General features: G+C 38.7%; 14 protein-coding genes. 10 read left to right on the top strand and 4 right to left on the bottom strand.

What is annotated here, in order from left to right; genetic code table 11:
* Positions 1-54: 54 nt before the first annotated feature.
* A complete protein-coding gene (locus AC00Y6_RS03435; protein ID WP_474489216.1) occupies positions 55-411 on the bottom strand; it encodes a hypothetical protein in 357 nt (118 codons plus the stop codon).
* Between the two features lie 255 nt (positions 412-666).
* Here AC00Y6_RS03435 and AC00Y6_RS03430 point away from each other — a divergent pair, with 255 nt between their 5' ends.
* Both AC00Y6_RS03430 and AC00Y6_RS03425 read left to right on the top strand, forming a co-directional pair.
* The gene (locus AC00Y6_RS03430; RefSeq protein WP_474489215.1) at positions 667-999 is read left to right on the top strand and encodes a single-stranded DNA-binding protein; all 333 of its coding nucleotides are present in this window, start codon (positions 667-669) and stop codon (positions 997-999) included.
* A 107-nt stretch (positions 1,000-1,106) separates the two neighbouring features.
* Positions 1,107-3,653: a phosphoenolpyruvate carboxylase gene (locus AC00Y6_RS03425; RefSeq protein ID WP_474489214.1), complete on the top strand. Its 2,547-nt coding sequence runs from the start codon at positions 1,107-1,109 to the stop codon at positions 3,651-3,653.
* 89 nt (positions 3,654-3,742) lie between these two features.
* On the opposite strand, the gene AC00Y6_RS03420 is transcribed toward AC00Y6_RS03425, so the two are convergent.
* Positions 3,743-4,477, bottom strand: coding sequence for a DNA-formamidopyrimidine glycosylase family protein (locus AC00Y6_RS03420; RefSeq protein ID WP_474489213.1), 735 nt, complete (start codon positions 4,475-4,477; stop codon positions 3,743-3,745).
* A 72-nt stretch (positions 4,478-4,549) separates the two neighbouring features.
* Here AC00Y6_RS03420 and dgt point away from each other — a divergent pair, with 72 nt between their 5' ends.
* A complete protein-coding gene (gene dgt / locus AC00Y6_RS03415) occupies positions 4,550-5,905 on the top strand; it encodes a dGTP triphosphohydrolase (protein WP_474489212.1) in 1,356 nt (451 codons plus the stop codon).
* A 51-nt stretch (positions 5,906-5,956) separates the two neighbouring features.
* On the opposite strand, the gene lipB is transcribed toward dgt, so the two are convergent.
* Complete coding sequence (gene lipB, locus AC00Y6_RS03410; protein WP_474489211.1) at positions 5,957-6,670, bottom strand: lipoyl(octanoyl) transferase LipB; 714 nt, start codon at positions 6,668-6,670, stop codon at positions 5,957-5,959.
* A gap of 168 nt (positions 6,671-6,838) precedes the next feature.
* Positions 6,839-7,621 carry a T9SS type A sorting domain-containing protein gene (locus AC00Y6_RS03405; RefSeq protein ID WP_474489210.1) on the bottom strand — a complete coding sequence of 261 codons (783 nt, stop codon included), beginning with the start codon at positions 7,619-7,621 and terminating at the stop codon, positions 6,839-6,841.
* A 97-nt stretch (positions 7,622-7,718) separates the two neighbouring features.
* On the opposite strand from AC00Y6_RS03405, the gene AC00Y6_RS03400 reads away from it, so the two are divergent.
* The 7 genes from AC00Y6_RS03400 (at position 7,719) to AC00Y6_RS03370 (ending at position 15,713) form a co-directional block, all read left to right on the top strand.
* Entirely contained in the window at positions 7,719-9,833 is a 2,115-nt protein-coding gene (locus AC00Y6_RS03400; RefSeq protein ID WP_474489209.1) for a TonB-dependent receptor plug domain-containing protein, read from the top strand.
* Positions 9,834-9,843: 10 nt separating this feature from the next.
* Complete coding sequence (locus AC00Y6_RS03395; RefSeq protein WP_474489208.1) at positions 9,844-10,926, top strand: HmuY family protein; 1,083 nt, start codon at positions 9,844-9,846, stop codon at positions 10,924-10,926.
* Positions 10,927-10,953: 27 nt separating this feature from the next.
* On the top strand, positions 10,954-11,835 hold the full coding sequence (locus tag AC00Y6_RS03390) for a heme/hemin ABC transporter substrate-binding protein (protein WP_474489207.1): 882 nt from the start codon (positions 10,954-10,956) through the stop codon (positions 11,833-11,835).
* A 67-nt stretch (positions 11,836-11,902) separates the two neighbouring features.
* On the top strand, positions 11,903-12,943 hold the full coding sequence (locus tag AC00Y6_RS03385; protein WP_474489206.1) for a FecCD family ABC transporter permease: 1,041 nt from the start codon (positions 11,903-11,905) through the stop codon (positions 12,941-12,943).
* The gene (locus AC00Y6_RS03380; RefSeq protein WP_474489205.1) at positions 12,940-13,710 is read left to right on the top strand and encodes a heme ABC transporter ATP-binding protein; all 771 of its coding nucleotides are present in this window, start codon (positions 12,940-12,942) and stop codon (positions 13,708-13,710) included. Before AC00Y6_RS03385 ends, AC00Y6_RS03380 begins: the two co-directional genes overlap by 4 nt.
* Before the next feature lie 25 nt (positions 13,711-13,735).
* Positions 13,736-14,758, top strand: a complete 1,023-nt coding sequence (locus AC00Y6_RS03375; RefSeq protein WP_474489204.1) for a hemin-degrading factor — start codon at positions 13,736-13,738, stop codon at positions 14,756-14,758.
* Between the two features lie 82 nt (positions 14,759-14,840).
* Positions 14,841-15,713 (top strand): ChaN family lipoprotein, encoded by an 873-nt coding sequence (locus tag AC00Y6_RS03370; RefSeq protein WP_474489203.1) that lies wholly within the window; start codon positions 14,841-14,843, stop codon positions 15,711-15,713.
* Positions 15,714-15,798: the final 85 nt, after the last annotated feature.

Below are 15,798 nucleotides of genomic sequence, written 5' to 3'. Positions count from 1 at the left end.
CTCTGTAATGCAGCTTTTTTGTACTGTTCCTAAGTACGAAAAAGTTGCATTTTTTTATTCATTCACATTTCTTACCAGCAAGATCCAGTCATTGTCAAGGAACTTGTAGCCCTGCTCGTAGATAAAGAAATATTGTGCACCATTTTTATAAGTCACAGTCTGCGTGAGGTAATCGAAATCAAATCCGGCATTGGCCAGCTTCTGTCGACTGACTTTCGTTTTCCCTTCGGGATTATGCTCTGTGAGGATGCGGTAATTTTTGCGCAGTTTGTTGTTCACATTCCGCATATAGTTGGTGGTGGTTTTGTTCTGCTTGTTATTGTAGGCATTGCGGCAGGCATCGGAGCAGAATTTTTTATCAGACCTTCCAACGATTTTATCACCACATTCCGGACAGGTTAAATGTTCCATGGTTTTTGTTTTTATACAATTATTCTATATTCAACAATTTGAAATATAGATGATTATAATATTAACTCGAATTTAAAAATAATTTTAATATGAATTGTTATCGGAATTAAAAAACATTTGTAACCGACTACAAACGGATATAAATACTTCTTAACCGAATCATGATCCGGGTATTTTGAAAATTTGCATCAAGGAAATCGGGAAACACGACAACAGAGCCCGGTTTTAAATGTTTAATTTCAAATACTATTTATTATGTCGTTAAGAAACAAAGTGACATTAATTGGTCACACAGGCAAAGATGTGGAAATCTTTAATTTTGAGAACGGAAACCGCAAAGCGACGGTAACACTGGCAACCAATGATTATTACACCAATAACAATGGCGAAAGGGTAGAAGAAACACAGTGGCACACACTGGCGGCTTTTGGTAAAACTGCAGAGATCCTGGAAAAATATGTCCCAAAAGGGAAAGAAATTGCCATAGAAGGGAAAATAATGTACCGGAATTATGAAGATAAAGACGGTGTAAAAAGAACGATTACTGAAATTCGCATAGAAGAACTACTGCTTTTAGGAAGCAAATGATGAGAAAGGGAGGAGTTAGCCTTAACTCCTCCTTTTTTTCTTGATTTTAAAGTAAAAATAACATAGCAATAGATGGAGGTTAAGACTTTATCTCTTACATTTGTTATATGCTAAATGATCAGAAAATTGAAAAATTCCGGCAGATTGTAGAAAATAAGTTTCAAATCTACAATGCGCTCTTCATGAGTTTGCCGTATGATAAAATGACAAATATTGGGATGCTTCTTCCTTTTCTTTATGAGGAAAGTAAAGATGGTTACCAGCTGGGGAAATCACCGGAGGAAATAGTGGAAGAGTTTTTCCAGAAACATACCGAACTAGATACCGAGGAGCAGAAAACCGAATTGCTCTTTAAAATTATCCAGTACATAGAAAGACAGGTGGTATTGTTTGACAGTATAGAGGATGCAGCGTTTCAGCAGCTCCATTTGGAGACGGATCCTGGGACAATCCTTAATATGTCTGACCGTGCAACGCAGGAACATCATTTGACAGCTATCCGCCAAAAAATGGATGATTTTGCTATTAAAATTGTGTTTACAGCACACCCTACGCAATTTTATCCCAATGCAGTACAGCGGATAATCCATGATTTGAGGGATGCTATTATCAATGATTCGGTGACGCAGATTGATACATTGCTTCAGCAGTTGGGGAAAACACCTTTTGTCAACAAAGAACGGCCTACACCTTTGGATGAAGCCATGAGCATCATCTATTACCTGCGGTATGTCTACTATCAGAGTATTGGTGAGTTGTACAAAAAAATTAAATCCGTATTCGGGACTTCTAATTTTACACCAAGTCCGGATATTATTCAGTTAGGATTTTGGCCAGGGGGCGACCGCGATGGCAACCCTTTTGTAACAGCAGATATTACCATGCAGGTGGCAGAGGAACTTCGGATTTCTATTCTCAAAGATTACTACGGGCATCTCAAAATTGTAAGAAGGCGCCTTAGTTTCCGCGGTGTGGTAGATGTTTTGGACGAACTGAGTAAGAATATTTACGCTGCTATTTTCCAGAAAGATATTAAGATTTCCGCTGAAGAGATTATTTCACAACTCAACAAAGCAGAAAAAATACTTGTAGAAGAACATAACGGACTCTTCCGTGATGTGATAGACGATTACCGCGATAGGGTGAGGATTTTCGGAACCCATTTTGCAACCTTGGACATCCGCCAAGACAGCAGGATTCACCAAAAGGTAATGGATGATATTTATGCCAAAGTTTCCGGTCTTTCCGGTGATAATAAAACGCCTGATGAGAAAATCAAATTCTTGTTGGACAGCAATGCTATATTGAATCCCGGGGATTTTGAAGACGAGATGACTTGTGAGACCCTGAAAAGTATCTATAACATCAGTAAAATTCAGGAGAATAATGGGGAAAGGGGAATGCACCGCTACATTATTTCAAATTCTGATGAGGTGAAGGATGTGATGAATGTCTATGTGATGATGAAACTTTGTGGTTATTCAGAAGAGGAGATCAATATTGATATTGTACCTCTTTTTGAAACAATGGAAGGCCTTGACCGATCCGAAGAAGTGATGAAAACACTCTATAACCATCCTGTTTATCAAAAGCATCTTAAAAAGAGAAATAATAAGCAGATCATTATGCTTGGTTTCTCCGATGGAACCAAGGATGGAGGCTACCTAAAAGCCAACTGGCAAATCTATACTTCCAAAGAAAAACTGACCAAAATATCCGAAGATAACGGTATAAAAGTGATATTTTTTGATGGTCGTGGCGGTCCGCCGGCAAGAGGAGGTGGCAAGACGCATGATTTTTACGCCTCGCAGGGCAATACAATTGCTAATAACCAGATTGAGCTGACAATCCAAGGGCAGACCATCACAAGTGTTTTTGGAAATAAAGATCAGGCAAAATTCAATTTTGAGCAGTTATTGACGGCTGGTATAGAAAATGACGTTTTCAAAAGCCACAAAAAAGATCTGGATGAGCATGAAAGAAAATTGATCTCTGAACTGGCAGAAATTAGTTATAAAAAATATTCTGATCTCAAGGCGCATCCTATGTTTGTGCCATATCTGCAAGAGATGAGCACGCTGGAATATTACGGACGTACCAATATTGGCAGCCGCCCCAGCAAGCGTGGCGCAGGATCTGAACTGAAATTTGAAGATCTCCGGGCTATTCCGTTTGTTGGATCCTGGGCGCAGCTCAAGCAGAATGTTCCCGGATTTTTCGGGTTTGGATTTGCGTTGAAAGCACTGAAAGACGAAGGCCGGTTTGACGAAGTACAGGCGCTTTATAAGGGTTCTGATTTTTTCAAAACGCTGGTTCTCAACTCGATGATGTCTATGAATAAGACTTATTTCCCGCTGACTTATTACATGCGGAATAATCCTAAGTTTGGGGAATTTTGGAATATCCTGTTCTCCGAATTTGAATTATCTAAAGAAATGATGCTGGAGCTTACCGGATACAAAATCCTGATGCAGGAAGAACCTCTTAACCGAAAGTCTGTGAAAATCAGGGAGAAAATTGTCCTTCCGCTGTTGAGTATCCAACAATATGCACTCATCAAACTACAAAAAAACGAAGGCGACCGCGAAACCTATGAAAAACTGGTAATGCGTTCCCTGTTTGGAAATATCAACGCGAGCAGAAACTCGGCGTAGATCTTTCCCAATATCTATAACAATCCCGCTTCAGTTTTCCTGAAGCGGGATTATGTTTTAATATTTAATTATCAATTTTAGAAAGATCATCAATATAATTTTTGATCCGTTTCACAATAGAAACTGTTGCGTTTGGAAAGACCAGTTATTTTGTCAATGATAGCATTTCCACACTTGGGACATGTTTTCTGGTGATAGGCTAAAAAGTGTTTTGATAATGTATTTTGCATCTTCCATTTCATGAAATCAAAACTGTACGCACGGACTTCTTTTATTAAATCATTGATCTTGGCAGACGGGATATTTCCAACAATACTTTCCGGCTGTAAGCCAATCCTGAACAAAACTTCATTCTTTATAATATTTCCAACGCCTGAGAAAATATCCTGATTCATCAGCGCATCGCAAACCATTATTTCGGGATTGGATTTCAGTTTTTGTCTGGCTTTATCGGGGTTCCAAATATCACTCATCACATCAGCTTCCCAGTCTATGGTTTTCAGAAAATCGAGTGGCAAAAGCTTAACGGAACAGGTGTAGAAGAATGCTTTACCATTTTTAAATTCCAGGCTGAGGCGCAGGTTTTTTTCCGGTTTGGTCTGCTCATCCACCTCATATGAGCCAAACATCAATAAATGAATCCGCACGCAGCAATGATCAAAAATCAAATAGGTCTGTTTGCCATATAGCTTGATCTCTTTAAGTTTCTGCCCAACAAGCCGGCTAACATCCGGGATGGCATTGCCGCCGGTATTAAACACTTTTTGACCTTCAAATTTTACAAGGTCTTCTTTCATCAGTACAATGGTTGGTCCTTCTGGCATAGCGATATTTTTGCCTGAAAAATCAAATATTATTCCGATAAAAATAAAATATCCCTTATTTTTGACATCGATATGAATCTTAACACAATTTTTACAAACCAAAGGACGGGTAACAACCCGTTTACTAAAGCTTCCAGAACAGACTTCCAAAGAGATTTTGACCGGATTATTTTCTCTTCTGCGTTCCGTAGGCTACAAAACAAGACACAGGTTTTTCCGCTTCCGGGTAGTGTTTTTGTTCATAACAGGTTAACGCATTCTCTGGAGGTTTCCTCTGTAGGACGCAGTTTGGGCAGTATAATTGGCGAGTTTTTCCATGATCATTTTGCGGGAGATCTTACGGAAGATTCCAGTAATTTTTACCTTCATAATTTGGGTAATGTGATAGCAGCAGCCTGTCTTTGCCATGATATAGGAAATCCTGCTTTCGGGCATTCCGGCGAAGATGCCATTGCAAGTTATTTTGAAAGAAACGAGAGTGATATCAAGCGAAAATTTAATGATAAAGAATGGGCAGATCTTGTTAATTTTGAAGGGAATGCCAATGCGATCAGAGTCCTGGCACAGCAACAGCAAGGCAAAGATGCTGGCGGAACGCAACTGACGCTTACCACTTTAGCCAGCATTGCAAAGTACCCTTGTGAAGCTATTGCAAAGAAAAAAGGCATGTTGCACCGCAAAAAGTTTGGGTTTTTCCAGAATGAGAAAGATATTTTTTTGGAGATTGCAAAAGGCACACAAATGATTCCGGAATCTGATGATCCTTATATTTTTAAAAGGCATCCGTTTGTATGGCTGGTAGAAGCCGCTGATGATATCTGTTACAATATTATTGACATGGAAGATGCCCACAGGCTGGGAATTGTCTCTACAGGCGATTGCAAAAACCTGTTTTATGAGTTGATTAAATCTGAAACGGATGACATCGGAAGGGTTGAGCGGAAGCTGGATTCCATCAGTAACGAAAACGAAAAAATATCTTACCTGAGGGCTAAAGTCATTAATGCACTCATCAACAAATCGATTGAACTTTATACATCTAATCTTAATCTTATTTTGGATGGTCGCCTGGAAAAAGGGCTGCTGGATATTTATAAATCCGAAAATAATACACTGCAGGATATAGAGCAGTTTTCTATTGATAAAATCTACAACCACCGCGCTGTTGTCGAGATTGAAAATGCAGGTTACAACGTGATGTATGAATTGCTGGATCATTTTATCCCTTCTATTCTCAAATCCGGGGATGACCGAAAATCTTATGATAAAAAAGCCCTAAAGCTGCTCCCAAAACAGTTTTTTTATGAAGAAGGATCAGATTACCAAAAAGTGCTTGGGGTGGTAGATTTCGTCTCCGGGATGACCGATAATTATGCCACTGATCTTTACAGAAAAATAAAGGGAATAGACATTGGAATGACGATGTGATCATAAATGATGAGAGTCAAAATTAATCAATTATCGTTGATCACTCATCATTTATAAAACCAATTCGCAGCCAAAAACATCTTCAAAATGTTTTTTGATCTTGCCTTTAACTTCTTCTGTATTGACCTCATGCTCCAGTTCCCTTTTAAGTGAGGTTACCTGTTTATCTGTAATTCCGCAAGGGATGATGTATTCAAAATATTTCATATCTGTATTGACATTCAGCGCAAATCCGTGGATAGTGACCCAGCGAGAAGCTTTGACGCCCATTGCACAGATTTTTCTTGCATAAGGTTTGCCAACATCCAGCCAAACGCCGGTTTCTCCATTGGAACGTTCGCCTTTCAGCCCGTATTCGGCAATCGTGCGGATGATGACTTCTTCCAAGTCGCGCATATAACGGTGGATGTCTGTATAGAAATTTTCCAGATCCAGAATGGGGTAGCCTACAATTTGGCCAAAACCATGATAGGTAATGTCGCCACCGCGGTTGACTTTGACATAAGTAGCTCCAATTTCTTTGAGTTTATCCTGATTGGCCAGCAGGTTTTCTTCGTGCCCGCTTTTCCCCAAGGTATAAACATGCGGATGCTCTACAAAAAGTAAGTGATTCTCAGTATTTTTTTGATTCTCTGGGTTCTCGCGGTTATGGATTTTGGTATCTAGGTTTTTTTTTAGCAATTCTTCCTGATAATCCCAGGTTGGCTGGTAGTCTCGGGTACCCAAATCCTGAAAGCTTACTTTTTTATTGATAATGGTATTCACTGCTGTTACATTATTTTCACAAAAATACTCATTATTTTATCAAATTACAAAATAATAAAAAACCACCCGAAGGTGGTTTATAAAGAATAAAATTAGAAATAGGGCTTATTTGAAGATCAGTTTTGTAGTTACTTCACACCTATAAAATTATCTTTGTTTTAATACAAGTTATTTCTTAATGAATTTGGACTTAAAAGTGTTTCCATTATTATTTTCTAAAATTATGAAATATACCCCGGATTGAAGTCTAGAAATATCTATGGTACTGTTTGTAACTTTTGTCGGTAATGCCGTTTGCCCAGATGCAGAGTAAATCTTTGCTGTGGTAATTGCCTCGGCTGAAGTAAACTTTAAAAAATTATTATCTGATGAAACAGCAAATTTCATATTTGCAATCAGGCTGCTTTCATTCAAGGATAAATTACTGTCATATTTTACATTGTCTATTTGTAAAGCGGTATGTTCAATCGTTGGTGTTTCCTTTATAACCAGATAGGTTCCCGATGAAGCTGGTATATTAACTTTTATATTTTGAATAGTTGTACTGGTAATTTGTATTGGATTACCCACAGCAACAAAAGTTGACATATCTGTAGGGCTGGTTGCTAAGCCAATTTGAATGGTACTAGTGCCGGGTGAAGATTCAACCAATCCTGTGTCAAAAGAAATTGCTTTATCGCCAGCGGGTGTCACAATTTGGGGTGTCACAAGATACAAGGGCATGTTTGAACTACCGCCTGCGTAAGCTTGTATCGCCTTATCTGTACCTGCCGTCACAATCATCATTGGCTGCGGCTGTTTCGGTCCCGTTGGTAATACAGCAGACCATCCATTTTGAGGGAAGGTCTTACTTCCTGCTGTAAAGTTGTTAAAATTTTCATCAATTGTAGATAATTGTGCTTGTGCCACCATAGAGAATAGTGATCCGACTAAAAGTAATGTTGCTTTCATAAGTATTAATTATTTATTATTTAGAACTATTCTACAAAAGTATAAATTATTTTTATTGATTCTAAATAAAATATTATATTTGCTAAAAATTTTTTTGATGAAGAAGTTAACAGTAAGTGCTTTATCCCTTTGTATTACGGGTTTTGCATCTGCCCAAACCGATACACTCAGCCGGAAAACAATAGAAGAAGTTGTGGTTACCGGGCAGTATAGTCCGCAGTCAATCAACAAATCCCTATACAAAGTAGAGGTGATTAATGCACAAACTATAAAAAATATGGCGGCAACCAATGTGTCTGAAGTTCTTAACCAAAACCTCAATATGCTGATTGTTCCAAACTCTTCTAGTGGTAGTTCTTTTGCGAATATCTTGGGGCTTGGCGGTGCGTATACCAAGGTGCTTATAGATAATATTCCTGTTGTGAACGATGAGGGGCTGGGCAATCTTATCGATCTTACCAAAATTAGCCTTGATAATATAGAAAGGATAGAGATTGTGCGTGGTTCTATGGGTGTGGAATATGGTACCAATGCATTGGCGGGTGTTATCAATATTATTACTAAGAAAAATTCTTCAAAAAAGGTAAAGGCAACATTAGCTTTGCAGGAAGAGACGGTAGGCAAAGGCTATGACTGGTATAAAAGAGGCAAAGGGCGACATGTACAGAATCTAAATCTGGGTTACAATATAAATAGCAATTGGTACGTAGGTTTAGATTTTAACCATAACGATTTTCAGGGTTATGAAGGCTCTAAGAATGGATACCGCTTTTTTGATGAAAACAGCAACGGAAAACGAGGTTACGACTGGCAGCCAAAAGACCAGATTAATTCCAATGGCATCGTCAAATACTCCAATAAAAACACTTCTGTCTTTTATAAGGTCAACTGGCTAAAAGAAGAAATCAATTACAGAAATCCTAATACAGAATTGCTTAGCTATGCTGGTGGAGACAGGACTTTTATAAGCAGGGATCGTGATTATTTTACCAATCGTTGGCTTCATCAGTTGAATGTTGTAAGTAAGTTGGGTCAGATAAATTATGTGGGGGATTTTTCTTACCAAAAACAGGAAAAACAGTTGCAGGATTATATCTACGATGTTCCTAACCGGGCAGAATCATCCCGAGACAACAAGAAAACGTACTACGACATCAATACCTTATACTCCCGGGGGATGTTTTCCAACTTTTTGGATAGTGACAAATTTAATTTCCAGCTAGGCTATGAGCTGGATAGAACCAATGGCTTTGCAGATGCCAGTGTTGGCCGGTTTAACGGGAATAATGTAAGAAGAACTATTTTTAATTATGCTAATTTCTTCTCTGCCGAATGGAATGCATTACCCAATCTCTACATAAGGCCAGGAGCGCGTCTTACAGTAAGTGATAAGTTTAAAAATTTATATAATTATTCATTGGCGGTAAGATTGGCTTCCGGCCAATCAGATTTCAGGATCTCTGGCGGTACGGCCAATAAACTTCCCACCTATGATGAACTGTACACTTATATGGTAGATGCTAACCATGATATCCGTGGGAATGAGAATTTGAAACCTGAAAATGGCTATACTGGTGCTTTATTTTGGGATTACAGCGATAACAATTCTAATAGGAGTTTTACAGCAAGCTTCTCTGCAATGATTATCTATCTGGAAAACCGAATCGAATCTGCAGTTTTCAACTTTACGCCATTGCAGTATAAATATATTAATGTAGATAAGTACAGAACCATTCCTATCAACGCCAGCTTTGGTTACCGAAAGGGTGATTTTTCTTTCAACGCCGGTGTTTCTTTTGCGGGCATATCCAAGTCATTATATGCAACTAACTCGGTTTCACCAGATAATTTTTATTTCTATCCAGAAGCTAACGCCAGCTTAAATTACAAGTTGCCAAAAGCAAAAACATCATTTGCCATCTATTATAAATATAATGGGGAAAGCAGGGTTTATAAAATGGTAAGCCAGGATACAAGTGGCAACGCGGTTTACGAAATAGGAAAAATTGGCAGTTTTAATATGTTGAATGCTACCATTTCTCAGCCTTTTTTTAATAATCATTTCGAAATTACAGCTGGAGTCAAAAATATTCTTGATGTCAAGCAGATTACAAATACCACTAATACTGGGGATGCTCACAATGCAGCAGCAAGCCTTATGAATATGTTTTATGGCAGAAGCTTTTTTGCGCGTTTAATTTATAACCTATAAGAAAATACCAATGAAAAATATTTTATATGCGATCATTTTGTTGAGTTTTGCGACCATGCAATCTTGTATTAATGACAATGAAGATCCTGTTGCAGTATCACGCTTCGAAGGAAAAATGTTACAGCCAGCAGTTGGAGGCCCCTCTCAGCCTAACCAGGTTTGGATAGATTTGAGCACAGGTGACATGACAACGACGGCCAGGACGAAGTGGGATTTAGGTTTTTATTCTGGTGATTCTTTCAAAGTGGTGATGAACACGTCTTTGCTCATGGCAGCAGGAAAAATAGATGGAGCCACGGATATCGATGCCGTCACGGAATCTTCTGTAGCATTATTAAAGAAAAAAGTACAGGTTGCTAATTTTGATACTGATAACGAACAGTATATAGACAACGTTCGTGGTGAAATAAATGGTAAAACGGCTATCGCTGAGGTCAGTGCCAATGATTCAGACAACGCAATTTATATTTTAAACTTGGGTAAAGGTATCTATAATGGCACCGTACCCGTTGGATCTACAACTTACAGCGGCGATCCAAGAGGGTGGAAAAAAATTCAAGTACTTAGAAGTGGTAATGGTTATAAAATTAAATATGCTAATCTTAACGATACTACGCACAAAGAATTTGTAGTGGCAAAAAAACCGGATTACAATTATACATTTTTCAGTTTTGAAACCAACTCCGAAGTGTCGGTGCAACCTCAAAAAAAGAATTGGGATTTAAGCTTCACAGTTTTTACGAACATTATTCCAGGGGCTGGAAGTTATGCTTATGCAGATTTTGTAACCCACAATGTTTTAGGAAATGTTGGTGCTTATCAGGTTAATGTACCAGCGGCCGTTAACGCATCGGATTATTACAATAATTTCAAAGCTGCGGATATTGATATTTCAAGACTGATTTTTAATGACCAGCGTATCATAGGCTCCAACTGGAGAAATCCTGTAGGTACAAACGGGATCGAGGTCTATGGCGACCGTTTTTATATAGTTAGGGATTCAGACGGGCTTTATTACAAAATAAAATTTAATAGGATGACCAATCTAGAAGGCGTCCGCGGTTACCCTCAGTTTGAATATAAACCACTTTAATAAACTCTAAATACTAATTAAATAATTATGAAAAACATTAAAATTGCTGCATTGTCAGCCATTCTACTAGTAGGTTTTGCCTGCAAAAAAGATGATAATAAAGCGGTGGCTTCTGAGGGGCAATCAACCGAAAAGCCGGTATCTAATCAAAAGATTGTCAGCATTAGCGGTGGTGTTACAGAGATTGTAGCAGCATTGGGTCACGAAAAAGAGATTGTGGGGACAGACGTTACCAGCACCTATCCAGAAAGTTTAAAAGCTACAGCAAAGGATTTGGGACATGTGCGCTCTATGACTATTGAGCCTATTATGGCACTTAACCCAACTTTGATTTTAGCGTCTGATAAAGATGTTAACCAAGATCTTTTGGCAAAAATCAAATCTTCTGGGATCAAGTCTGATGTTTTTCAGCAAGAATATACCATAGAAGGAACCAAAAAACTCATCGCGCAGGTAGCAAAAGCCCTTGGGAATTCAGATTACCAAAAACTTGATGACAAAATAGATGCAGATATAAAGCAAATTCAGCCTATTGCGAAGAAGCCAAAAGTTCTTTTCATCTATGCCAGAGGCAATATGCTGATGGTAGCGGGCAAAAACACACCTATGGCTAACATTATAGAGATAGCAGGCGGGCAAAATGCAGCCAACGGTTTCGAAGATTTCAAACCATTAACACCAGAAGCCGTAGTGCAGGCCAATCCTGATGTCTTGTTGTTTTTTACTAGCGGATTGCAGGGTTCAGGCGGCTTAGAAGGTGCGCTTAAAATGCCGGGCGTTTCCCAAACTAATGCGGGGAAAAACAAAAGAGTAATTGCATTGGATGGCGGATTGCTATCATCTTTCGGGCCTAGGGTTGGTGAAGCTGCACTCAGCCTAAACAAACTTTTGGTAGAAAAAACAAAATAAGAATATTAAGAATCTGTAGATTCAAATATTAATCATCCCAGCTGGGATACGGACAAAACTTAGCATTTTGAAATCAAGAAGTCTTACATTTTATATCGTAGTCGTTATCATTTTATTGCTAATTGTGATGGTTTTAGCATTAAATATCGGAGTCTACGATTTTGGGAAATCTTCGGCTTATGAGGTTTTCTGGAGATTCATCACCGGTGATTCTGCTCTTTCTCTTAGTGAAAAATATGTCATTTGGGAAGTCCGTGCTGCAAGAATTGTTATGGCTGTTCTTATAGGGAGTATGCTGGCTGTGTCCGGGACAAGTTTGCAGGGGATGTTCAAAAACCCTTTGGCAACAGGAGACTTAATAGGTTTAACTTCCGGCGCTACACTATTAGCAGCTATTGCGATCGTCTTGGGGCATACTTTTCAAGACTATCTGCCGGAATGGATGAGGTTTTCTTTGGTGAGTATTTCCGCTTTTGTCGGGGCTTTGCTGTCAATGATTTTGGTGTACCGAATTTCAACTTCAGGCGGTAAAACCAATGTTGTGATGATGCTTTTAAGTGGTGTGGCCATTACAGCCATAGGTTTTGCCATTACCGGGATGCTTATTTATATTTCCAAGGATGATCAGTTGCGTGATCTTACCTTCTGGAATCTTGGTAGTTTAGCCGCTGCAACATGGACAAAAAATGCGATTCTCTTTGTTGTTTTAGTAGTTTCTTACCTTGTATTATTGCCAAAGGGCAAAGCTCTCAACGCTATGATGTTAGGGGAGAAAGATGCCCAACATTTAGGAATAAACGTTGAGAGGCTAAAAAAACAGATTGTGGTGCTTACGGCGCTGATGGTAGGCAGCTGTGTAGCGTTTTCCGGAACGATTGGTTTTATAGGATTGATCGTACCTTACATTTTGAGATTTCTTTTCCGTTCAGATTATCATTTTATTTTGCCTTTGTCGGCGATTGGTGGCAGCATATTACTGTTGTTTGCAGATACGCTCAGCAGGACTATGGTTGCTCCGTCGGAATTGCCGATCGGAATTTTGACAGCCGTGATGGGTGGGCCAATTTTTATTGCTATTTTATTAAAATTCAAAAATAATTTGAGATGATAAGGGGGCATCAGATTAATTATGAAAATCAGAAAATCAACATTCTGAAAGGTGTTGATATAGAAGTAGGTTACGGTCGTTTTCTGGCTATTGTAGGTCCCAATGGAGCCGGCAAATCCAGCTTGATGAATATATTGGCTAACGAGATTAAAACGACGCAGAAAATTGATTTCAAAGGTAAACAACTCTGCGATTGGAAGGTGGATAATCTTGCTCTTCATAAAGCTAAATTTTCCCAACATAATGCGCAGGACATTCCTTTGTTAGTAAAAGATGTGGTGATGATGGGGCGTTATCCGTATTTCAATTCCCAGCCACATAATGTTGATTTTGAGTCGGCAGACAAAGCAATGAAGGAAACCGATGTTCTCCATTTTGCATCCCGCGACTACAATTCACTTTCTGGAGGGGAGAAGCAGCGCGTGCACCTGGCAAGAGTCCTGGCGCAGCTAGATAATGAGTTGGCACATCGCCTCTTATTTTTGGATGAACCTCTTAATAATTTGGATGTCAAGCATCAATACAGGACGTTGGGATTAATCAAAAATTTCACAGAAAATGGTAATACGGCAATTGTAGTTTTGCATGACCTAAATCTTGCGGCACGTTTTGCTGATCAGGTTTTACTAATGCAAAATGGGGAGGTTTTGGCTAATGGTTCTCCATCACAGGTTTTTACCCAGGAGAATATCAGTAAGGCTTATAATTTCCCATGCACCATTTGCAAACATCCTGTTCATCAGGATACAATGATATTATTTGGATAAAAAATAACAAATTAAATTTATAAATATGAGTATATTAGTAAGTGATTTAAAAGAAAAATGGGCATCGTTAAAGGCAGATAACCCACATCTAAGAATAAGAAATGCCGCGCAGGAATTGGGCGTGAGCGAGGCTGAGCTTTTGGCTACCAATGTAGGAGAAGGCGTTACAGTCCTGAAACCAGATTTTGCTGCATTGTTGCAGGAAGTGGAAAGTTTGGACAAAGTGATGGCATTGACGAGGAATGACGAATGTGTGCATGAGAGAAAGGGCGTTTATCAAAATCCGGATTTCAGCAATCCGCACGGGCAGGTGTTTGTGAGTGAGGATATTGATCTTAGGATTTTTATCAATGCGTGGAAGTTTGGGTTTTCCGTAATAGAAGGAGACCGGAAAAGCTTTCAGTTTTTTGGTAAAGACGGGCTTGCGCTTCACAAGATTTACCTGACGAATAAAAGCAACGAAGCCGAATTTGATGCTTTGACGGAGAAATATAAATCTGATGTACAATCGCCGGAAATCTTAACAGAAGCAGTAGCGGAAAAACCGGCAGAAAAACCGGATTCAGAGATCGATATTGCAGGGTTCCAACAGGCGTGGAAAGACCTCCAAGATACACATGATTTCTTTATGATGACGCGAAAATTTGGGGTCAGCAGAACTCAGGCTTTGAGATTGGCACCACAAGGTTTTGCACATAAAGTGGATAACTCCAAAGTGGTCAACCTGCTAGAAGACGCTTCAGAAAAACATATCCCGATTATGGTATTTGTGGGGAATAGAGGGATTATCCAAATTCATACCGGCGAAGTGAAAAAAACGCTTTGGCATCAGCAATGGTTCAATGTGATGGATCCAGATTTTAACCTTCACCTAGACACAACCAAGATTGCAGAAACATGGGTTACCAAAAAACCCACCGAAGATGGCGAGGTAACCTCGGTAGAGGTTTTCAACAAAAATGGTGATTTTATAGTACAGTTTTTTGGTAAAAGAAAACCTGGCGTTCCCGAACTTAAAGAATGGAAAAACTTGGTGGCTAATTTGTAAATAGAATTTATTATTAGTAATATTGACAAGGCCATTCTTAGGTTTTAATTGACTTTAGAATGGCTTTTTTAAATAGTTTTATATGAGGAAGTTATTGCTTTTTATATTGTTTTTTAGTTTAAGTAAATTTTACGCGCAGGAATTTGAAGCCTTTAAGTTTTACGATAAAAATTCCAAAGGTATAAATGCTCAAAAAATGGTGAATAACTTAGCAGATTATGATGTGGTTTTGATTGGCGAACATCATAATGATGCCATTAATCATTGGTTGGAAAAACGGATTACAGAAGCCTTGTTCAATAAAAAAAATGGGCAAATTATTTTGGGTGCCGAGATGTTTGAGAGGGATAATCAAAATAGCCTTGATGCTTACCTTGCAGGAAAAATAGATCCCAAAAACCTAAAGGATTCCGTAAGGCTTTGGAAAAATTACGAAACCGATTATCGCCCGTTACTTGATTTTGCAAAAGATAAAAAGCTGGCTTTTATTGCTACCAATGTCCCACGAAAATATGCTTCACAAACATCCAAAAGTGGCATTGCAAGCCTGAATGGTTTGCCGGAAAATGAAAAGAAATGGATTGCCCCGTTACCAATAGATGTGACGCTGGAAACACCAGGCTACAAAGAAATGAAATCCCTGATGGGCGATCATGTTGATGAAATGAAGCTAATGAATTTCATCTCGGCTCAGGCGGTGAAGGATGCTACAATGGCAGAATCGATCTTCAAAAACCTGCAGCCGGGTAAAACCTTTATCCATTATAATGGTGATTACCATAGCAAACAATATGGTGGAATCTACTGGTATCTGAAAAAGCTCAACCCCAAACTAAAAATTGCCGTGATTTCCGTTTTTGAATCCGAAAATACCCAATTACCTTTGCCTGAAAAGGATTTTATTCCGACAGACTTTAACCTGGTAATTCCAGGTGATATGACGAAGACTTATTAGGTTAGATGTTTCCACTCATTATCATGATCAATGTTGTCAAAAGATAAATATGGCAATTGTTTGGAATAGATTATTGATTTTTTAA

This window comes from Epilithonimonas sp., assembly GCF_056329745.1.
This window is presented reverse-complemented; position numbering and strand designations above follow the sequence as displayed.